The sequence below is a fragment of the Blastococcus sp. TF02A-35 genome, from assembly GCF_004571075.1.
Classification (GTDB): Bacteria; Actinomycetota; Actinomycetes; order Mycobacteriales; family Geodermatophilaceae; genus Blastococcus.
The window spans coordinates 32,853-51,973 of sequence record NZ_SPQP01000028.1 but is presented as its reverse complement, the minus strand read 5'-3'; the positions used below and the strand labels follow the sequence as shown (position 1 = coordinate 51,973).

The window sequence follows — 19,121 nt, the reverse complement described above, 5'->3', positions numbered from 1 at the left end:
CGCCGTCCCCGAGGGCCGGTACGAGACGCTGGCCGGCTTCCTCACCGAGCGGCTCCAGCGGCTGCCCGAGGAAGGGGACGTCGTCCGCGTCGACGACGTCGAGCTCACCGTCGAGACGGTGCAGGGGACGCCGGTCCCGCTCGCCCGCGCTCCCGCGCCCGGCGGGGGCGCTGCACGGCCGGCAGGTGGTGAACCACGGCGCGATGGGGCGGCCGCAGTCGCTGCACTTCCCGGAGCGGCCCAGGGCGATCGCGTCGGGGAGCAGCTCGGTGATCATCTCGGCGCACTCCTCCTCGACCCAGGCGGCGTCGTCGCTGGTCAGCCCGGCGACGCCGGGGAACTGGCGGAGCAGCGTCTGGGCGTCGCGGGCGGCGGCGGCGGCCTGCTCGTAGTCCTCGACGCTGCCGCCCCGGGGGACGTCGGGCAGCACGGTCTCCGGCAGGACCGGCACGCCGACGGCGTGCTGCAGCGCGGCCTTGGCGAGGACCAGCCACCGGGTGCGCCGCGGCGGGTTGTAGTCGATCGCCAGGTTCACCAGGCGCCACACGGTGCTCAGGTCTCCGGCGGCCCCGAGCGGACCGCGCAGCAGCGGGAGCAGGGCGTGCACGCGCAGCACCAGGCTGGTGACGTCGTCGGCGGTCATCGCCTGGTCGCGGGTGGCGGCGCGTGCCCAGGCCATCCAGCGGGTGAGCGCCTCGGGCAGGTCCACGGGCTCGAAGGCGCCGAGGTCCTCCAGCTCCGGGCGGAGCCGCGGCGCCCGCTTGGGCAGGTCGCTCATCTCGTCGCCGCGCGCGACGGCGGCACCGGCGCCCACCAGGGAGGCGATCGGCTTCAGGCCGCTGACCCCGATGAGGATGCCGACGGTGCCGTGGCCGGTCAGGCCGTAGCGGCCGGCGCGGCCGGCGATCTGGGCGGCCTCCCAGGTGCGCAGCGGGCGCATCTCCTGGCCGTCGAACTTCGTCGTCTCGGCGAAGAGGACGGTCGTGGCCGGCACGTTGATGCCGTGGCCGATGACGTCGGTGGTGACGAGCACGTCCAGCTCTCCGCTGGTGAACTTCTCGATCACCTCGCGGCGGGTGGCCGGCGGCAGCGCGCCGTAGAGGACGCCGACCTTGCCCGGGCGGTGCTGGTCGAGCTCGGCGGCGGCGGCGTAGACGGCCTTGCGGGAGAAGGCGACGACGAGCGTCTGCGGTCGCACGCCCTCGGGGCGGACCGGCGCGCGCAGGACGTCGAGGCGGGAGAGCCGCTTGTGGTTGACGACCTCGACGCGCTCGGCGTCGGAGACCAGCGGCTTGAGCACGAGGTAGGCCTCGGCGGCGGAGATGAGGTGCATCTCCCGGTACTCGCCGGTCAGCAGCAGCCGGGCCCAGTGGTGGCCGCGGTCGGGGTCGGTGACCCAGTGGGCCTCGTCGAGCACGAGCATCTCGCCGCGCGGGGGCGCCTTCTCGACGGTGCAGCAGATGATGGGGGCGAAGGGGTCGATCTCCTCCTCGCCGGTGGAGAGGCCGACGGTGCCCTCGGGCAGCTGGGCGGACAGCTTGGCGTAGGCCTCGTGGGCCAGCTGGCGCAGCGGTGCGGCGTAGACGCCGGAGCCGGTGGCCGCCAGGGCCTGCAGGGACTCGTAGGTCTTGCCGGAGTTGGTCGGCCCGAGGTGGAAGACGACGGTCTCCGGAGCGGTGGTGCGGGCGGGCAGCTCGGGCGCCGCGCCCTCCACCCAGCTCTGCTGGGCCAGCTTCTCCTCGCGGGCGGCGGCGCGGTCGTTCTCCCGGGCCGCGGTGCGGCGGTCGTTCGAGCGCACCCGACGACGGGCGGTGCTGGGCTGGGGCTGGGTCTCGGGCAGGGGGGATCCTTCGCTGTGCCGGGCTGGGTGGTCGGCGCCCCGGGACGGGCGGACCGTGCATTGCACATGACAACACGCAGCGTGCCGGATCCATGCCCGCGGGTGCGGCGGCCGGCTCCGGTCAGGGGTCGTCCGCGTACGGCGGCGCGCTGTCGGCGACCACGGCGCCGCGCTCGCCGAGGGGCTTCTCCGGTCCCATGGTCGAGTCGCGCTCGGTCTGCCGCTCGGCCTCGGCGTTGACCGCGGCCCCCACGATCACGAGCAGGACGGTGAGCCACAGCCAGAACATGCTGATCGCCACGCCGGCGAGCGACCCGTAGGTCGAGCTGTAGCCGCCGAGGTGCTGGACGTACAGGAACAGCACGGCGGTCGAGGCGAGCCAGAGCAGCGTGGCGAGGGTCGCGCCGCCGCTGATCCACCGCCAGCGGGCGTCGGTCCGGTCGGGTGCGTAGCGGTAGAGGACCGCGAGCACCGTGGCCATGAGCGCGGCGAGCACCGGCCAGGCGAGCAGGTTCGCCGCGGTCCGGACGGCACCGGGCGCCTGCGCGAGGGCGTCGTCCAGCCGGCCGGACAGCGTGATGGTCGCGCCGACGAGCAGCGCGCCGCCGACCACGATGGCCAGCCCGATCGCGCTGCGGCGGAGGAGGCCCCGCGACTCCTCCTCGCGGTAGGCGAGGGTGAGCGCGTCGACGAGGTAGGTGGCCGCGGTCGTCGCGGTCCACAGGGCGACGAGCAGCCCGGCCAGCCCACGCCAGGTGACCAGCTGGGCCGAGGCCTGGGTGATGGTGGTGAGCTGGTCGCCGACGACGGGGTCGAGCTCGTCGGGCAGCAGTCCCGTGAGCTCGGAGAGCTGGCGGAGCGCGGCGTCCGGGCTGTTGACCGCCCCGTAGACCGACAGCGCGGCGATGAGCATCGGGGCCAGCGACAGGAGCGCGAAGAAGGCGATCCCGGCGCTCAGCACCTGGAGCCGGTCGCCCAGCACCTGGGCGGTGGCGCGCCGGGCGATCTGCGCCCAGCCCCGCAGCGGGATGTGGTGCGGTGACGTGGCGTCGTCGCCCACGTCGGGAGCGCGGGTGCGGGTTCCCTCCGGCATGCCCTGCTGTGTTCCCCGGGCGAGCGCCCGGGAAGCGGTCAGGCGCTGATCGAGTCGGCGCGCTGCACGCGCACCCGGCGCCGCTCGCGCTCGGACAGCCCGCCCCAGATGCCGAACCGCTCGTCGTTGGCGAGGGCGAACTCCAGGCACTGGGCGCGCACCGGGCAGCCGGAGCAGACCCGCTTGGCGTCGCGGGTCGAGCCGCCCTTCTCCGGGAAGAACGCCTCCGGGTCGGTCTCGGCGCAGAGGGCGTCCAGGCGCCACTCCTCGGCCGACGCGGGCGCGGCCTCGGGCCACACGGTCTCGGCCTGCGGGGCGGCGTCGTCCCACTCCTCGGCACCGTCCCACGTGCCGGGCTGCTCCCACCCGGGGGTGGCGTCCCACGAGGGCGCGGCGTCCCAGGCGGAGGGCTGCCACGAGGGCGCGGCCTCCCAGGCGGGCTCGGCGTAGGCCAGCCGCGGGGCGGCCGCGGTGGCGTCGTGGACGAGGGTCAGGGACGGGCGGGAGAAGGAAGGCACGGGAAGCTCCTCGGTCGGCGTCTGGGTGACGGACCGGTACGGCCCGACTGCTGTCCGTGACGTTACGGAGACCTTCGCGGGCTGCGCACTGGCAAGAAGCGGACGAAACCGTGTCGGTCAGTTGGAGACATCTGTGGCCGTGCAGGTCAGGGGCGCGCGAGCCTGGCGCGCAGCGCGGCGACGACCATCCGGTGGTCCTCGAGCTGGGGCAGCCCCGAGACGGCGACGACGCCCACCGGCCCGACGTCGCGGACCAGCAGCGGGAACGCGCCGCCGTGCGCGGCGTAGCGCGCCGGGTCCAGACCGAGCTCCGCCTCGAAGGTCGTGCCGCGCTCCCGGCTGGCCTGGCCGACCAGCAGCGAGCTGTGCCCGAAGCGGTGCACCACCCGGGACTTCCGCTCGATCCACGAGGCGTTGTCCGGCGTCGCCCCGGCCAGCGCGGCGCTGAACAGCCGGTGCCCGTTGCGGGTGACCTCCACGGCCACCGGTGCGGCCACCTCGCGGGCCGCGGCGACCAGCGCGCAGCCCAGCCCCCAGGCGTCGTCGTTGGTGAAGGAGCGGAACTGCAGCTCCGCCTCCTCGGCGGTCAGCTCGGCGACGGTGGGGAAGGGGGCGGCCATGCGGCCGACCCTAGGCGGTGGCCCGGGCCGCCGGCGCGGCTGCGCCCGGCCGTCGGCGAGAGGGTTGACCGCGAGGGGGGTGGCCCCCGACGCTCGGCCGGTGACCACACCGGAGTCGGGGTACGCGCCCGTGAACGGCCTGCAGATGTACTACGAGGTGCACGGCTCCGGCGGCACGCCGCTGGTCTGCCTGCACGGCGGCCTATTTCGACATCGACCAGCAGTTCGGTGCGCTGATCCCGGGCCTGGCCGCCGGCCGCCGGGTGGTCGCCGCCGACTTCCAGGGGCACGGCCGGACCAACGACCTCGACCGGCCCCTGCGCAGCGAGCACCTGGCCTCCGACGTCCTCGGGCTGCTCGACCACCTCGGCATCCCGCAGGCCGACGTGATCGGCTTCAGCGTGGGTGGCGCCGTCGCCCTCCACCTGGCGGTCCACCACCCGGAGCGCGTCCGCAAGCTCGTCGTCTCCTCGGCGTCGTTCCACCCCGACGGCGACCGCGGCGAGAACGACGAGGCGGTCGCCGAGATGACCGTCGACATGATCGCCGGCACCCCCATGGAGGAGGCCTACCGCGCGAAGTCGCCGCACCCGGACCAGCTGCAGGGCCTGCTCGACAAGCTCGGCGCGTTCGACCGGGGCTTCCCCGGTGGTCCGACGCCGACATCGAGGGCATCGCCGCTCCGACGCTGATCACCGTGGGCGACTGCGACATGGTCAGGCTCGAGCACGCCGTCCGCTTCCTGCAGCTGCGCGGCGGGGACGTCAACGGCGACTTCGACGGGGTCCCGGCGTCGCAGCTGGCGGTCTTCCCCGGGACGACGCACTTCTTCGGCCTGGCGCGCACCTCGCTGGTGCTCGACGTGGTGCTCGGCTTCCTGGACGCCCCCGCGGGCTGACCGGCGGCGCTCAGGCGTTGCGCACGGCGGCGGCGGACTGCAGGCCGAGCTCCTCGACCGACACCTCCCGCATCTCGACCTTGCGGACCTTGCCGGTCACGGTCATGGGGAACTCGTCCACCACCTTCACGTACCGGGGCACCTTGTAGTGCGCCAGCCGGCCGCTGCAGAACTCGCGCAGCGCCTCGGCGGTCAGCGGCGCCGCGCCCTCGCGCAGCCGCACCCACGCCATGAGCTCCTCGCCGTACCGCTCGTCGGGCACGCCGATCACCTGCGCGTCCACCACGTCGGGATGGCTGAACAGGAACTCCTCGATCTCCCGCGGGTACACGTTCTCGCCGCCGCGGATGACCATGTCCTTGATCCGGCCGACGATGTTCAGGTAGCCGGCGTCGTCCATCACCGCGAGGTCGCCGGTGTGCATCCAGCGCGCCCGGTCGACCACCTCGGCCGTCTTCCCCGGCTCGTCCCAGTAGCCCAGCATCACCGAGTAGCCGCGGGTGCAGAACTCGCCCGGTGTCCCGCGCGGCACGGTCAGCCCCGTCTCCGGGTCCACGACCTTCACCTCGAGGTGCGGGTGCACCCGTCCGACGGTGGTCGTGCGCCGGTCCAGGTCGTCCCCGGCGCCGGTCTGGGTGGACACCGGCGAGGTCTCGGTCATGCCGTAGCAGATGGTCACCTCGGTCATGCCCATCTCGTCGACCACCCGCTTCATGACCTCCACCGGGCAGGGCGAGCCGGCCATGATCCCGGTGCGCAGCGACGAGAGGTCGTGGTCGGCGAAGTCGGGCAGGGCGAGCTCGGCGATGAACATGGTGGGGACGCCGTACAGCGAGGTGCACCGCTCGTCCTGCACCGCCCTCAGCGTCAGCGCGGGGTCGAAGGCGGGCGCGGGGACCACCATCGTCGCCCCGTGCGAGGTCGCGCCGAGGTTGCCCATGCCCATGCCGAAGCAGTGGTAGTAGGGGACCGGTATGCAGATGCGGTCGGCCTCGGTGTAGCCGCAGCCCTCGCCCACGAAGAACGCGTTGTTGAGCAGGTTGTGGTGGGTGAGCGTCGCGCCCTTGGGGAAGCCGGTCGTGCCGGAGGTGTACTGGATGTTGATCGGGTCGTCGGCCGACAGCTCCGCCTCGCGGCGAGCGAGCAGCCCGCGGTCGGCGGCGCGCCCGGCGGCCGTCAGCGCCTCCCACTCCGGGGTGCCGAGGAAGACGACCTCGCGCAGGTCCGGGCAGTCGGCGCGCACCTCGGCGACCATGGCGCGGTAGTCGCTGGTCCGGAACTGCGGCGCGGCGACGAGCACGGAGACGCCGGCCTGCCGCAGGACGTAGGCCAGCTCGTGCGTCCGGTAGGCGGGGTTGATGGTCACCAGGACCGCCCCGAGCTTCGCCGTCCCGTACTGGACGAACACCCACTCGGCGCAGTTGGGCGCCCAGATGCCGACCCGGTCGCCCTTCTGCACCCCCAGCGCGTCGAGCCCGAGCGCGCAGGCGTCGACGTCGGCGACCAGCTCGGGGTAGGTCCACCGGCGGCCGGTCGCGCACTCCACCAGCGCCTCGTGGGCACCGACCCGGGCGGCGGTCCGGTCCAGGTTGGCGCCGATGGTGTCGCCGAGCAGCGGCAGCGTCGAGGGGCCGTTCGCGTACGACGGCAACGTGGTCGCGGTCACACCACGAGCCTAGGGAGTCCACCCGCCCGTGGCAGCCCCGCGAAGGGCTCCCTTGTGGCGCAGGTCACTCCGCCCTACGCTGCCGAGCGGCTACGGGCGGTCACGACGGGGTGGCCCGCCCGGCCCGGCCCGCTGCGCGGGGAGGAGATCCATGTCGGTCGTCCCGCACTCGTCCGAGACCGTGACCGCCCGGGTGCCGGTCCCGCGGCTGAGCCCCGAGGGGCACGACCCCCAGAGCACCGTGCGGGTGCCCGTCACCGGACCGCTCCGGCGGCTGCTGGTCTGGTACGGCGTCGCCAGCCTCGGCGTCTACCTCGCCCTCGGCGCGGTCAACAGCGTCCTGCTGCCCCTGCAGGTGGAGGCGGTCGACCCGGCGCAGAAGGCGGCCAACCTCGCCATCGTCACCGCGGTCGGCGCCGTCGGCGGGATGGTCGCCCAGCCCATCGCCGGGCTGCTCTCGGACCGCACGCGCAGCCGCTGGGGCCGCCGGGCGCCGTGGATCTTCACCGGTGCCCTGCTGGCCGCCGGCGCCATGGTGGTGCTCGGCGGGATGACCGGCCTGGTGGGGATCGGTGCCCTGTACCTGCTGGTCATGGTCTCACTGAACATCTACTTCAGCCCCAAGGCGGCGGTCATGCCCGACCGGGTGCCCCGGGGCGTGCGCGGCCTCTTCTCCGCCTCGGGCGGCCTGGGCGTCCTGGTCGGGATCACCGGCGGCATGGGGCTCGGGGCGGTGCTCTCCGGCACCCCCGCCGTCGGCTACTCCGTGCTCGCCGTCGTGATCGTCCTGGCCGCCGGCGGGTTCGCGCTGTTCAACCCCGACCACGACAACCGCGGTGAGCCGCGGCCGCCGCTGCAGTGGACGGCGTTCCTCAGGACCTTCTGGGTCAGCCCCCGCCAGCACCCCGACTTCGCGTGGGGCTTCCTCGGCCGGCTGCTCACGCTGACCGGCTACTACATCACCACGACGTTCCAGCTCTACGTGCTCCAGGACCACATCGGCCTCGGGGACGACGCGGTCGACGCCATCCCGCTGATCTCCGTGGTCAGCCTGCTCTCCACGCTGGTGAGCACCGTGGTGGGCGGGCCGCTCAGCGACCGCATGGGGCGGCGCAAGCCGGTCGCCGTCGCCGCCGGGCTGCTCATCGCCGCCGGGCTGGTCGCCCCGTGGGTGATGCCCACGATGACCGGCATCATCGTCTTCGCCGTCCTGGCCGGGCTCGGCTTCGGCTCCTACCTGGCCGTCGACCAGGCGCTGCTCACCGAGGTGCTGCCGACGACGGAGGACAACGGCCGCTACCTCGGCGTGCTGAACATCGCCGTCACGCTGCCGCAGGCGCTGGCCCCGGCGATCGCCGGGCTCATCGTGAGCGTGCTGAGCTACGCCGCGCTCTTCCCGATCGCCATGGTCGTCGCCGTCGCCGGGGCGCTCGCCGTGCTGCCGATTCGGTCGGTGCGCTGAGCGGCGCCGGCCTCAGGTCAGCCTGCGGACGACGGACAGCGGCAGCACCCGCATCGCGACGCCGATCGGCACCCACGGCCAGGCCGGGACGTAGGCCTTGGCCCGCCGGGCCTCGATCGCCCGCACCATGGCCCGCACGCCGGTCGGGGTGTCGACCATGAAGCGCGTGCGCTGCTGCACGTGCTCGTTCATCTCCGAGCGGATGTAGCCGGGGTAGACCACCGACACGTCCAGCCCGGGGACGCTCTCGGAGCGCAGCCCCTCCGCGATCGCGGCCACGCCGGCCTTCGTGGCGGCGTAGGTGGTCATCGACCGCCGCATGCCGCGCAGCGCCGACATCGACGAGATGAGCACCAGGTGGCCGCGCCGCTGGCGGCGGAAGATCTCCAGGGCGGCCTCGGTCTGCGCCAGGGCGCCGACGAAGTTGGTCATCGCCGTCTCCCGGTTGGCGTCGGCCCGGCCGGTGCCCAGGGGGGCGCCCTTGCCGAGGCCGGCGTTGACGACCACCCGGTCGATGGTGCCGAACGCCTCGGCGAAGCGGGCGAAGACGGCCGGGACGGCGTCGGCGTCGGTGACGTCGAGGGCGGCGGTCTCCACCCGCCGTCCGGTCGTCGTGCGGATCTCCTCGGCCAGGGCGTCCAGGCGCTCGGTGCGGCGGGCGCACAGCGCCAGGTCGTAGCCCAGGGCGGCGAACTGCCGGGCCATCTCGGCGCCGAGCCCGGCGCTGGCGCCGGTGACGAGGACCGTGCCGGTGCTCATGACTTCTCCCCGTCCCGCTCGGCGCGGTGGATGCGGGCGCCCATGCCGAGCATCTGTCGGTCGTAGAGCGGGCGGGCCAGCCGCTTGGTCCAGTAGGCGACGCGGGCGTTGCGGTCGGGCAGCACGAGGAAGCGCCTGGCGTCGACCGCGGCCAGGACCCGCTCGGCGATCTCGTCGGCGCCGAGCTTCGAGCGCTCGATGAGCCGGGTGGCCACGGTGCTCATCAGCGGGTCGTCGTCGCCGAGGGAGGCGGCGAGGTTGGTGCGGAAGAACGTCGGGCACACGACCGAGACGTCGACCCCCCACGGGGCGAGCTCCCACCGCAGGCTCTCGGAGAGGGCGACGACGGCGGCCTTCCCGGCGTCGTAGGACGTCATGGCCGGCGGGTGCACCAGCCCGGCTGCCGAGGCGACGTTCACCAGGTGGCCGGAGCCCTGCTCCTTGAACAGCGGCACGAAGGTGCGGCAGCCCGTCACCGCACCGAGCACGTTGACGTCGAGGACCCGGCGCCAGTGCTCGCCGCCCAGCCGGTCGATCCGGCCGCCGGCGGCGATGCCGGCGTTGTTGACCAGGACGTCGAGGCCGCCGAGGTCGGTGCGGACGCGGTCCAGCGCCGCGGCCCAGTCGGCCTCGGAGGTGATGTCCAGCCGCTGGTAGGTCGCGCCGGCCGGGACGTCGGCGGAGGCGGCGAGGTCGGTGACCAGCACGCGGTCGCCGCGGCCGGCGTAGCGGGCGGCCAGCGCCGCACCGAGGCCGGAGGCGCCCCCGGTGACGAGCACGCGCCGGGCGGTCATCGCGTGGCCCCGGTCGGGGTGCGGAGGGGGAGAGGCATGCGGGCACGGTACGGAAGCCCCGGGCGGGTCACGGCAGGGGGAGCAGTGCGCACGCCCGGTCGACCGCCGCGCGGACCGACTCCGGGTCGGTGGCCGTGACCACCACGCCGAAGACCATCCGCCAGGCGAGGGCGACGTCGGACGGCGTGAGGCCGGGGTCGACCCGGCCGGCCGCCTGGGCGGCGGGCAGCGCCCGCTCGACGAGCGCGAGGAGTCGGTCGGCCCCGTCGTACTCCGGCAGGCTGCGCCGGGCGTCGATCACCATCTCGACGAACGCCGTGGTCCCCATGGCCTGCGCGACGAGCTCGCGCCACAGCCGTTCGAGCGCCCCGTCGTCCGCCGGGGCGACGGCCGCCTCCAGGTCGGCGAAGTTCTCCTCGAACACGGCGAACGCCAGGTCCAGCCGGGTGGGGAAGTGCCGGTAGAGGACGCCCTGGCCGACGCCCGCCTCCCGCGCGATGGCGCTCAGCGGCACCCGGTAGCCGCGCTCGGCCATGACCCGGCGGGCCGTCTGCAGGATCGCGTGCCGGTTGTCCGAGGCCGCCGCGGGACCACGGTTGACTCGCCCGCCCGTTGTGGCCATGCTCACACCCTAGCGAACCGGACAGCGTTGTCCGGATGGACGGGAGGGGCACCGATGGCCGGGCAGCACTTCGACCACACCTACGACGTCGTGGTCGTGGGCAGCGGCGGCGCCGCGCTCGCCACGGCGATGGGCGCCGTCGACGAGGGGCTGAGCGTGCTGCTGGTCGAGTCGACCGACAGGTGGGGCGGCAGCACCGCGATGTCCGGCGGCGGCCTCTGGCTGCCCGACAACCCGCTGATGCGCCGCGCCGGTGTGGGTGACTCCCGCGAGGAGGCGCTGGCCTACCTCGAGGCCACCGTCGGTGACGAGGGCGTGTCCACCTCCCGCGCACGCAAGGAGGCGTTCGTCGACGGGGTCGAGGACTTCGTGACCACCGCCGAGCAGTTCGGCATGGTCTTCGCGCGGGCCAAGGACTATCCCGACTACTACCCGGAGCTGCCGGGCGGCAAGGTCGGGCGGGCCGTGGAGGTCGAGCCGCTGGACTCCCGGCCGCTGAGGGAGTGGTGGTCGACCCTGCGCAACGCCGTGCCCCTCCCGGCGAAGACCGACGACGTGTGGCTGCTCGGCCGGGCCTGGTCCACGCCCGGTGGCTTCGTGCGCGGCGCCCGCTTCGTCCTCCGCGCGCTCGGCGGGCTCGTGCGCGGCCGGCGGCTGGTCGGCATCGGCGTCGCGCTCGCGACGGCGTTCGGCACCGCCCTCCTCGTGGAGCGCGGGGTCCCGCTCTGGCTGAGGTCGCCGCTGGAGGACCTGCTCCTCGACGGGGACCGCGTGGTCGGCGTGCGGGTCCGGCGCGACGGCACAGAGCTCCGCATCCGCGCCACCCGCGGCGTGATGCTGGCCGGGGGCGGGTTCGAGCACAACCGCGACTGGCGGCAGAAGCACCACGGGATCGACGGAACCCCGTCGGGCAACCCGGGGAACCTGGGCGGGCCGATCGAGATCGCCCAGCGGGCCGGCGCGGCGGTGGAGCTCATGGACGAGGCGTGGTGGGGGGCCTCCGTCGCGCCGCTCCCGGGGTCGGCCCCCGGCTTCATCGTCGGCGAGCGGTCGATGCCGTTCTCGATCATGGTCGACGCCGCCGGGGAGCGGTTCGCCAACGAGTCGGAGTCCTACGTCGACCTCGGGCACCACATGCTCGCCCACGGCGCGGACGGGCCGTACTGGCTGGTCGCCGACGCCCGGCACGCGCACCGGTACCTGCGCACCCACGCGCTCGACCCGCGCGCGAACAAGGCCATGTGCGCGGCCGGGATCATGGCCAGGGCGGACACGGTCGAGGAGCCGGCGGCGACGCTCGGCGCGCCCCGGCTGCGGGCCACCGTCGACCGCTTCAACGCCTTCGCGCGCAGCGGCGTCGACGGTGACTTCGGCCGCGGCAACTCCGCCTACGACCGCTACTACGGCGACCCCACCGTGCGGCCCAACCCGAACCTCGGCCCGCTGGAGAAGGGGCCGTTCACCGCCTTCCGGGTGGTGGTCGGCGACCTCGGCACCAAGGGCGGCGTGGTCACCGACGCCGAGGGCCGCGCGCTGCGCGAGGACGGCTCGGTCATCGAGGGCCTCTACTCCGCCGGCAACAACTCGGCGTCGGTCATGGGGCGGACCTATCCCGGGCCCGGCTCGACCATCGGCCCGGCCACCGTCTTCGGGCTGCGCGCCGCCCGGCACATGGCCCGCCGCAGCGCCTGACCCGTCACCCCCGACCGCCCGGCGTGCGACCGCGCGCCGGTACCCACACCCCAGGAGACATGCGTTGACCACCAGCACCACCGGACGTCTCGCCGGCAAGGTCGCCTACGTCACCGGTGCAGCCCGTGGCCAGGGCCGCGCGCACGCCGTGCGGCTCGCGGCGGAGGGCGCCGACATCATCGCGATCGACAACTGCGAGAAGGCGGCGACGACCTCCTACGACGGCCCTACCGAGGAGGACCTGGCCGAGACCACCCGCCTGGTCGAGGCGCAGGGGCGCCGGATCCTGGCGCGCAAGGTGGACGTCCGCGACCTCGACGGCCAGCAGGCGGTGGTGAAGGACGGTGTCTCGGAGCTCGGCCGCCTCGACGTCGTCGTCGCCAACGCCGGCATCTGCTCGGGCTCGATGTCCTGGGAGATCCCGGTCGAGAAGTGGCGGGAGACGATCGACACCAACCTCACCGGCACGTTCTTCACGGCCAAGGCCACCGTGCCGGTCCTGCTGGAGCAGGGCACCGGCGGCTCGATCATCATCATCAGCTCGGTGGCCGGCCTGCGCGGGCTGCCGTTCCTCGCCGACTACGCGGCCAGCAAGCACGGCGTCGTCGGCCTGGCCAGGACGATGGCCAACGAGCTGGGGCAGCACAACATCCGGGTCAACACGGTGCACCCGCACGGCGTGGCCACCGGCATGATGCCGCTGGAGATGATGGAGCTGGCGCAGCAGAACGCGACGACCCTGGCGCCGATCCTGATGCAGGCGCTGCCGGACCCGGTGTCGCAGCCGGAGGACATCGCCAACGCCGTCGCCTGGCTGGCGTCCGACGAGGCCCGCCACGTGACCGGCATCCAGCTCCCGGTCGACCTGGGCACCCTGGCGCGCTGAGGTGGCGGCGCTGGACCTGCGGGTGCGGCTGCTGGGCCGCCTGCTGCGGCTGTCGTCGGTCGCGTCGATGGACGCGGAGCGGGTCGCCCGGGTCCAGGGCCGGTCACCGGGCCACAACCCGGTGACCGACTGGCTGCTCGGCGGGGTGGCGCCGGGGGTCGTGCTCACCGACGGCGTCGCCGCGGGGGAGGTCGGCCCGCTGGAGGTGCGGGTCCACCGCCCCCGCGGAGCGGTCGGCGACCTGCCGCTGGTGGTCAACTTCCACGGTGGGGGCTGGGTGGTCGGCTCGCTCGACCAGTCCGACTGGCTGTGCAGCAACGTCGCCGCCACCACGGGCGCCGTCGTCGTGTCGGTGGGCTACCGGCTGGCGCCCGCGCACCGCTGGCCGGCCGCGGCCGAGGACTGCTACGCCGCCCTGGTCGACGTCGTGGCCCGCGCTGGGGAGTGGGGGGCGGACGGGCGGCGGGTCGCGGTCATGGGTGACAGCGCCGGCGGCAACCTCGCCGCCGTCGTGAGCCTGATGGCCCGGGACCGGTCGGGGCCGGCCATCGCCTTCCAGGCGCTGCTCTACCCCGCGACGGACCTCACCTTCGGCAGCCCGTCGATCGAGGAGAACGCCGACGCGCCGATCCTCACCCGGGCCGACATGGTCGCCTACCGCGACCACTACCTGGGCGGCCAGGAGCGGGACCACCCGTACGCCTCCCCGCTGTTCGCCCCCGACCACGGCGGGCTGCCGCCGGCGCTGGTGCAGGTCGCCGAGCACGACCCGATCCGCGACGACGGCCTCCGCTACGCCGCCGCCCTGGCGGCGGCCGGCGTCCCGGTGCGGACGACGACCTACGTGGGGATGCCGCACGGGTACCTGGCCTTCCCGAACCTGTGCCGGAGCGCCCCGCAGGCCCTCGCCGAGCTCTGCGCGGAGCTGCGGGGCGCGCTCGCGGCGACCACCGGCGCGTAGGCGGGCGGGTGACGGCGGTCCCGGGCGACTAGCGTCGGTGCCCATGCCGAGGAAGTCGTCCGGGACCGTTCCCGCCCAGACCGTCCGCGAGCTCGGCCTGCCCGGTCGGGCGGTGACCGCGTTGACCCGCGCGGGCATCACCGCCGTCGACGACCTCGCGTCGCTGACCCGCGCGGAGCTGACCGCGATCCCCGGGCTGGGTGCCGGGATGGTCGCCGCCATCCGGGCGGTCGTTCCCGAGCCGGTCGGCACGCTGTCGCCGGCGGAGCGGGTGCGGGCCCGCCCCGAGGAGGAGGAGTCCCCGGACGCGCCGTCGATCCCGTCCTTCGCCTCGCTGCGCGACGCGCGCCGGCGCACGCCCCTGGACCTGCTGCTGCCCCCGCCGGCCGAGGGGCCCGAGCCGGAGCGCGCGCCGGCGGCCGCCCCCCGGACGGCGCCGCTCCCGCCCGCCACCCGCCCGCCGGAGTGGGCCGACCTGTGGCACCTGGGCCTGCGCGTCGCCCGCTGGTGGCTGCACCAGCCGGTCCGGACGGTGCGCCGCCTGCTGGGCTGACCGGGTCAGGACCCGACCGGCTGCTCCTCCGCCTCGATCTGGGCGTTCCACTCCTGCTTGGTGGCCTGCCAGCGGTCCTCGGTGTCGCCCCGCCGCCAGTAGCCGGAGATCGAGGTCCACTCGGGCGCCAGCCCGCAGGCCTGCCGCACGTGCCCGCGCAGCGCCCGCACCGCGTAGGCCTCGCCGTGCACGAACACGTGGCCCCGGCCCTCGGGCAGCGGCGCGCCGGTGACAGCCTCCACCAGCGCCTCACCGGGAGCCCGGCCGCCCCGGTGCACCCAGCGGAGGTCGACACCGGGCGCCGCCACGACGTCGGGCTGCTCCTCCTCGGGGCCGGCGACCTCGACGAACACGAGGCCGCGGGAGCCGGCCGGGAGCTGCTCGAGCGTGGCCGCGATGGCCGGCAGGGCGGCCTCGTCACCGGCGAGCAGGTGCCAGTCGGCGTCGGGCCGGGGGGCGTAGCCGCCACCGGGGCCCATGAACTGGATGCGGTCGCCGGGCTGCGCGGCGGCCGCCCAGGGGCCGGCGAGGCCCTCGTCGCCGTGGTGCACGAAGTCGATGGTCAGCTCGCCGGCGGCGGCGTCCCACGCGCGCACGGTGTAGGTGCGCGTGACCGGCCACTGGTCGGCCGGCAGGTCGGCCCGGACCTGCTCCACGTCGTAGGGCACGCCGTAGGTGGCGTCCACCGGCGGGAAGAGGAGCTTCACGTAGCGGTCGGTCTGGTCCCCGTCGGGGAAGCCGGCGAGGCCCTCGCCGCCCAGGACGACGCGGATCATGTGCGGGGTGACCCGCGAGGTGCGGACCACCTCGCCCACCCGCGGGGTGCGCTTGCGCGGCGGTCGTGCGTCGCGGTCGCGGCGTGGCTCGGTCATGGCTGCTCCGTTCCGGCGCCCTGGTTAGGCAGCCCTTACTGACCACGACGCTACAACGGGTACCTGTACGCACCGGCGGGCGCGGGGGCCGGAAGCCCCTAGGCTGCCGACGTGACCGATCCCGGGGGCCCGGCGCTGGCCAAGACGCGGCTCCGCGAGCGCCTGCTGGCCGGCCGGCTGGCGCGGCCCCTCGCGGAGCGCGCCGCGGCCGCCGACGCGGTCGCCGCGGCGCTCGTCGGCTCGCTCGCCGGACGGGTGTCGACCCTTGCCGCGTTCGTGCCGGACCCCGAAGAGCCCGGCCACGGCCGGCTGCCCGAGGCGCTCACGGCGCTCGGGGCGCGGCTGCTGCTGCCGGTGGTCCCGCCCAGCGGCCGGGTGCTCGACTGGGCCGAGCACACCGGCGAGCTGGAGGTCGGGCGGTACGGGCTGTCCCAGCCGGTCGGCCCGCGGCTGGGGGCGACCGCCCTGTCCGCGGCGGACACCGTCGTGGTGCCCGCGCTCGCCGTCGACCGCCGCGGCATCCGGCTGGGCCGCGGTGGTGGCTACTACGACCGGGCGCTGGCGCACGCCCGGCCGGACGCGGTGCTGGTGACGCTGGTCTTCGACGACGAGCGCGTCGAGGAGCTGCCCGCGGAGGCCCACGACCGGCCCGTGACCGCCGTGGTCACCCCCTCCGGCGGGTGGCAGCGACTGGGCTGACGGCGGCCGGGCCGGCGGGGGAGCACCCCGCCGGCCCGACGTCGGTCAGTGCGCGGACGCCGCCAGCGCGGCCGCGTCCAGGTGCGCGACCGAGCGGGTGTCCTGGAACGAGCGGATCCCCTCGATGCCCTGCTCGCGGCCCATGCCCGACAGCTTCATGCCACCGAACGGGGCCCGCAGGTCCAGCCGGGTGGCGCCGTGGTCGTTGACCCAGACGTAGCCGCAGGCCAGCTGCGCGGCGATCCGGTTGGCGGCGTCGGTGTCCGCCGTCCAGACCGAGCCGCACAGGCCGCCCCACGTGTCGTTGGCCTGGCGCACGGCGTCCGCGTCGTCGTCGTAGGGCAGGACCGGGATCACCGGGCCGAACTGCTCCTGGGTGACGACCCGCAGCGACGGGTCGGGGTCGACCACGATCGCCGGGCGGAGGAAGTTGCCCTCGGCGAGCTCCCCGCCGGGCAGCTCGCCGAACTCCAGCACCGTCGCGCCGGCGTCCTTCGCCTCCTCGATGATCTCGGAGACGAAGGCCTTCTGGGCGCTCTGGTGGAGCGGGCCCATCGTGGTGCCCTCGGCCAGGCCGTGGCCGAGGACGACCTTCTCCAGGCGGGCCGACAGCCCCGCCACCAGCTCGTCCATCCGCGAGCGGTGCACGTAGACCCGCTTGGCGGCCATGCAGATCTGGCCGGTGGTGTCGAAGATGCCGGCGAACAGGCGGTCGAGGTGCTCGTCGTCCAGCGGCGCGTCCTCGCGGATGATCGCCGCGTCGTTGCCGCCCAGCTCGAGGGTGACCCGGGTCAGGTTGCGGGAGGCCATCTCCATCATCCGCTTGCCGCCCCCGACGCTGCCGGTGAAGCAGACCTTGGCGATGTCGGCGTTGTCGATCAGGGCGGCCATCTTGCTGTCCCGCCCGGTCACGATGTTCAGCACGCCCGGGGGCAGCTTCTCCGCCACCCGCTGCACCAGCCGGGTGGTGGCCAGCGGCGTGGACGGCGGGGGCTTGACGATCGCGGTGTTGCCCGCCAGCAGCGCGTGGGGGAGCGCCGCCCCCAGGATCGCGATCGGCCAGTTGAACGGCACGATGACCGTCACCACACCGAGCGGCTGGTAGGCGACGGTGGTCTCGACCGGGATGCCGGGAGCGGGCGGCAGCACCTTGGGCCGGTCCACCTCCTCGGCCAGCGAGAGGGCAAGGTTCCAGCGGATCTCGAAGACCAGGGCGTCGACCCAGGCCTCGTGGAGGATCTTGCCGTTCTCCAGCGAGAGGACCCGGGCGTCCTCGTCGCGGTCGTCGGCGATCCCCTGGATCGCCGCCGCCATCTGCGCCGCGCGCTCGGTGGCCGGCAGCGCCGACCACGCCGGGAAGGCCGCCTTCGCCGCCGCGACGGCGTCGGCGACGTCCTCCTTCGTGGCCGCTGCTGCGGTGCCGACGACGACATCAGGCCGGGCCGGGTCGACCACGTCGAGCGTGTCCGACCCCGCCCGCGCCTCCCCGCCGATGTAGAGCCCCGTCGTCACCGGGGCCGTGCTGACCGTGCTGGTCATGCGGATCGCCACCTCTCTGTGTCTTCCGTTGCTGGCGGGATGCGCTCCGGCATCCCGTCCGGCGCCCCCGGCGCCAGAGTCTCAGGTGCAGCCGCGCCCCGGTATCCCTTCGCCGGGCCCGGCCCGGGCCGGTGCGCGCGGGCGGCCGCCACCACGCGCACCGCGTCGGCGCTGCCGGCCACGTCGTGCACGCGGACGCCCCAGGCGCCCGCCGTCGCGGCCAGCACGGTCGTCGCCACCGTCGCGCTGTCGCGCTCCCCGGTGGCGGGCACCCGGCCGTGCGCGTCGGCCAGCACCGCGCCCAGGAACCGCTTCCGCGAGGCGCCCACCAGGACCGGGAGCCCCAGGGAGACGACGTCGCCGAGGGCGCCGAGCAGCGCGAGGTCGTGCTCGGGCAGCTTGGCGAACCCCAGGCCCGGGTCCACGACCAGGCGGTCCGCGGCGACCCCCGCCGCCAGCGCGGCGTCCACGCGCGCGCACAGCTCCCGCCGGACCTCGCCGACGACGTCGCGGTAGGACGCGGCCGCCGCCATGTCGCGGCTCGGCCCCCGCCAGTGCATGAGCACCCAGGGCACGCCGGCGTCGGCCACGACGCGGGCCATGTCCGGGTCGCCCAGGCCGCCGCTCACGTCGTTGACCAGCACGGCGCCCGCCTCCAGCGCCGCCGCCGCGACCCGGGCCCGGGTGGTGTCGATGCTAACCGCGACCCCCGCGGCGGCCAGCTCGGCGACCACGGGGAGGACGCGCCGGAGCTCCTCGTCGGCGGGCACCCGCCCGGCGCCGGGACGCGTGGACTCGCCTCCCACGTCGACGTGGTCCGCGCCGGCGGCGACCATCGCCAGGCCGTGCGCCACGGCCGCCGCGGCCGAGCCGTGGCGGCCGCCGTCGGAGAACGAGTCCGGCGTGACGTTGAGGATGCCCATGACCAGGCACCGGTCGGCCCGGAGCAGCGGCGGGGCGGTGCTCGCCAGGGCCGCGGCGCCGGTCACCCGCGGATCGCCTTCCGCACGGCCGCCTCCACCTCGCCGGCCCGGCGGCGCACGTCGTCCACGGTCTCCGCCGCGGCGGCCAGGTCGGCGGCGGCGCCGTCGTCGTCCAGGCCTGCGAGGTTCGTCTCCACCGCCAGGAGGGCCGTCGTCGCGGCGGCCAGGGCGGCCGCGGTCGCGGCGGCCACGTCGCTCACCAGGTTGCGGTTGGCCACCGGCAGGACCCGCTCGGCCAGGCCCACGAGCTCGGCCGCGATCCCGAGGATCGCCTGCGGGGGACGGGCCGCGGCGAGCTGCGCCTCGGCCACGGCACGGCGTCGCGCCTCCTTCTCCTCCTCGGTCCCGCGCGGCAGCTTCATCGCCTCGGCGACGGCCGTGAACGCCGTCTCGTCGTCGGCGGCGGCCTCCAGCGCGGCCGCGCGCCGGCCGTCCGCCGCAGCCACGACCTCGCCGACGAGCTGCGCGTGCTCCTCGTCGGTGGTGAACCGGCCCACCATCGCGACCAGCGACGCGGCGAGCGCGGCCTCGATCGCCGCGACGGCGCCGGCACCCGGGGCCGGCAGCCGTGCGGCGAGCTCGCCGAGGAACTCGCCCATCGTCTGGCGGGGCAGGTCGGGGTTGGTGTCCATGGCTCCGGTCCGGGATGTCGGCTGGGATGTCG

19 protein-coding genes and 1 pseudogene are annotated in these 19,121 nt (G+C 75.2%); 8 read left to right on the top strand and 12 right to left on the bottom strand.

Annotation, left to right across the window (positions count from 1 at the left end; genetic code table 11):
- Positions 1-940: 940 nt before the first annotated feature.
- The 4 genes and pseudogenes from E4P43_RS20570 to E4P43_RS13885 all read right to left on the bottom strand — a co-directional run.
- A pseudogene (locus E4P43_RS20570) lies at positions 941-1,333 on the bottom strand (helicase-related protein); the annotation flags it as partial.
- 628 nt (positions 1,334-1,961) lie between these two features.
- Entirely contained in the window at positions 1,962-2,933 is a 972-nt protein-coding gene (locus tag E4P43_RS13895) for a YihY/virulence factor BrkB family protein (RefSeq protein ID WP_135146052.1), read from the bottom strand.
- Positions 2,934-2,971: 38 nt separating this feature from the next.
- Positions 2,972-3,232 (bottom strand): WhiB family transcriptional regulator, encoded by a 261-nt coding sequence (locus E4P43_RS13890; protein ID WP_135146058.1) that lies wholly within the window; start codon positions 3,230-3,232, stop codon positions 2,972-2,974.
- A gap of 365 nt (positions 3,233-3,597) precedes the next feature.
- Positions 3,598-4,071 (bottom strand): heme-degrading domain-containing protein, encoded by a 474-nt coding sequence (locus tag E4P43_RS13885; RefSeq protein ID WP_135146051.1) that lies wholly within the window; start codon positions 4,069-4,071, stop codon positions 3,598-3,600.
- 212 nt (positions 4,072-4,283) lie between these two features.
- Here E4P43_RS13885 and E4P43_RS20250 point away from each other — a divergent pair, with 212 nt between their 5' ends.
- Both E4P43_RS20250 and E4P43_RS20245 read left to right on the top strand, forming a co-directional pair.
- Positions 4,284-4,763: an alpha/beta fold hydrolase gene (locus E4P43_RS20250; protein ID WP_348522230.1), complete on the top strand. Its 480-nt coding sequence runs from the start codon at positions 4,284-4,286 to the stop codon at positions 4,761-4,763.
- Positions 4,764-4,768: 5 nt separating this feature from the next.
- On the top strand, positions 4,769-4,969 hold the full coding sequence (locus E4P43_RS20245) for a hypothetical protein (RefSeq protein ID WP_209313881.1): 201 nt from the start codon (positions 4,769-4,771) through the stop codon (positions 4,967-4,969).
- Between the two features lie 10 nt (positions 4,970-4,979).
- Here the strand turns inward: E4P43_RS20245 and E4P43_RS13875 are convergent, their stop codons facing one another.
- Entirely contained in the window at positions 4,980-6,635 is a 1,656-nt protein-coding gene (locus E4P43_RS13875) for an AMP-binding protein (RefSeq protein WP_135146050.1), read from the bottom strand.
- Between the two features lie 151 nt (positions 6,636-6,786).
- On the opposite strand from E4P43_RS13875, the gene E4P43_RS13870 reads away from it, so the two are divergent.
- Complete coding sequence (locus tag E4P43_RS13870; RefSeq protein WP_135146049.1) at positions 6,787-8,097, top strand: MFS transporter; 1,311 nt, start codon at positions 6,787-6,789, stop codon at positions 8,095-8,097.
- 12 nt (positions 8,098-8,109) lie between these two features.
- Here the strand turns inward: E4P43_RS13870 and E4P43_RS13865 are convergent, their stop codons facing one another.
- The 3 genes from E4P43_RS13865 to E4P43_RS13855 all read right to left on the bottom strand — a co-directional run bounded on the left by E4P43_RS13865 (position 8,110) and on the right by E4P43_RS13855 (position 10,272).
- Positions 8,110-8,856, bottom strand: coding sequence for an SDR family oxidoreductase (locus tag E4P43_RS13865; protein WP_135146048.1), 747 nt, complete (start codon positions 8,854-8,856; stop codon positions 8,110-8,112).
- A complete protein-coding gene (locus E4P43_RS13860) occupies positions 8,853-9,650 on the bottom strand; it encodes an SDR family NAD(P)-dependent oxidoreductase (RefSeq protein ID WP_135146047.1) in 798 nt (265 codons plus the stop codon). The genes E4P43_RS13865 and E4P43_RS13860 overlap by 4 nt, the downstream gene beginning before the upstream one ends.
- Positions 9,651-9,717: 67 nt before the next feature.
- A complete protein-coding gene (locus E4P43_RS13855) occupies positions 9,718-10,272 on the bottom strand; it encodes a TetR/AcrR family transcriptional regulator (RefSeq protein WP_135146046.1) in 555 nt (184 codons plus the stop codon).
- Between the two features lie 54 nt (positions 10,273-10,326).
- Here E4P43_RS13855 and E4P43_RS13850 point away from each other — a divergent pair, with 54 nt between their 5' ends.
- The 4 genes from E4P43_RS13850 to E4P43_RS13835 all read left to right on the top strand — a co-directional run bounded on the left by E4P43_RS13850 (position 10,327) and on the right by E4P43_RS13835 (position 14,364).
- Positions 10,327-11,964 (top strand): FAD-binding protein, encoded by a 1,638-nt coding sequence (locus E4P43_RS13850; protein ID WP_135146045.1) that lies wholly within the window; start codon positions 10,327-10,329, stop codon positions 11,962-11,964.
- A gap of 64 nt (positions 11,965-12,028) precedes the next feature.
- Positions 12,029-12,850, top strand: a complete 822-nt coding sequence (locus E4P43_RS13845; protein WP_135146044.1) for a mycofactocin-coupled SDR family oxidoreductase — start codon at positions 12,029-12,031, stop codon at positions 12,848-12,850.
- A 1-nt stretch (position 12,851) separates the two neighbouring features.
- Positions 12,852-13,811, top strand: coding sequence for an alpha/beta hydrolase (locus E4P43_RS13840; RefSeq protein ID WP_135146043.1), 960 nt, complete (start codon positions 12,852-12,854; stop codon positions 13,809-13,811).
- A 43-nt stretch (positions 13,812-13,854) separates the two neighbouring features.
- Positions 13,855-14,364, top strand: a complete 510-nt coding sequence (locus E4P43_RS13835; RefSeq protein WP_135146042.1) for a DNA-directed RNA polymerase subunit alpha C-terminal domain-containing protein — start codon at positions 13,855-13,857, stop codon at positions 14,362-14,364.
- Positions 14,365-14,369: 5 nt separating this feature from the next.
- On the opposite strand, the gene E4P43_RS13830 is transcribed toward E4P43_RS13835, so the two are convergent.
- Entirely contained in the window at positions 14,370-15,236 is an 867-nt protein-coding gene (locus E4P43_RS13830; protein WP_135146041.1) for a siderophore-interacting protein, read from the bottom strand.
- A gap of 111 nt (positions 15,237-15,347) precedes the next feature.
- Here E4P43_RS13830 and E4P43_RS13825 point away from each other — a divergent pair, with 111 nt between their 5' ends.
- Complete coding sequence (locus tag E4P43_RS13825; RefSeq protein ID WP_135146040.1) at positions 15,348-15,935, top strand: 5-formyltetrahydrofolate cyclo-ligase; 588 nt, start codon at positions 15,348-15,350, stop codon at positions 15,933-15,935.
- 45 nt (positions 15,936-15,980) lie between these two features.
- Here E4P43_RS13825 and E4P43_RS13820 read toward each other — a convergent pair whose 3' ends face one another.
- From E4P43_RS13820 to E4P43_RS13810, 3 genes are read right to left on the bottom strand one after another with little or no spacing between them, the layout of a single operon-like run.
- Positions 15,981-17,474, bottom strand: a complete 1,494-nt coding sequence (locus E4P43_RS13820) for an aldehyde dehydrogenase family protein (RefSeq protein WP_135146039.1) — start codon at positions 17,472-17,474, stop codon at positions 15,981-15,983.
- The gene (gene folP, locus E4P43_RS13815; protein WP_245159130.1) at positions 17,471-18,463 is read right to left on the bottom strand and encodes a dihydropteroate synthase; all 993 of its coding nucleotides are present in this window, start codon (positions 18,461-18,463) and stop codon (positions 17,471-17,473) included. Before folP ends, E4P43_RS13820 begins: the two co-directional genes overlap by 4 nt.
- Positions 18,460-19,089 carry a cyclodeaminase/cyclohydrolase family protein gene (locus tag E4P43_RS13810; RefSeq protein WP_209313880.1) on the bottom strand — a complete coding sequence of 210 codons (630 nt, stop codon included), beginning with the start codon at positions 19,087-19,089 and terminating at the stop codon, positions 18,460-18,462. The genes folP and E4P43_RS13810 overlap by 4 nt, the downstream gene beginning before the upstream one ends.
- Positions 19,090-19,121: the final 32 nt, after the last annotated feature.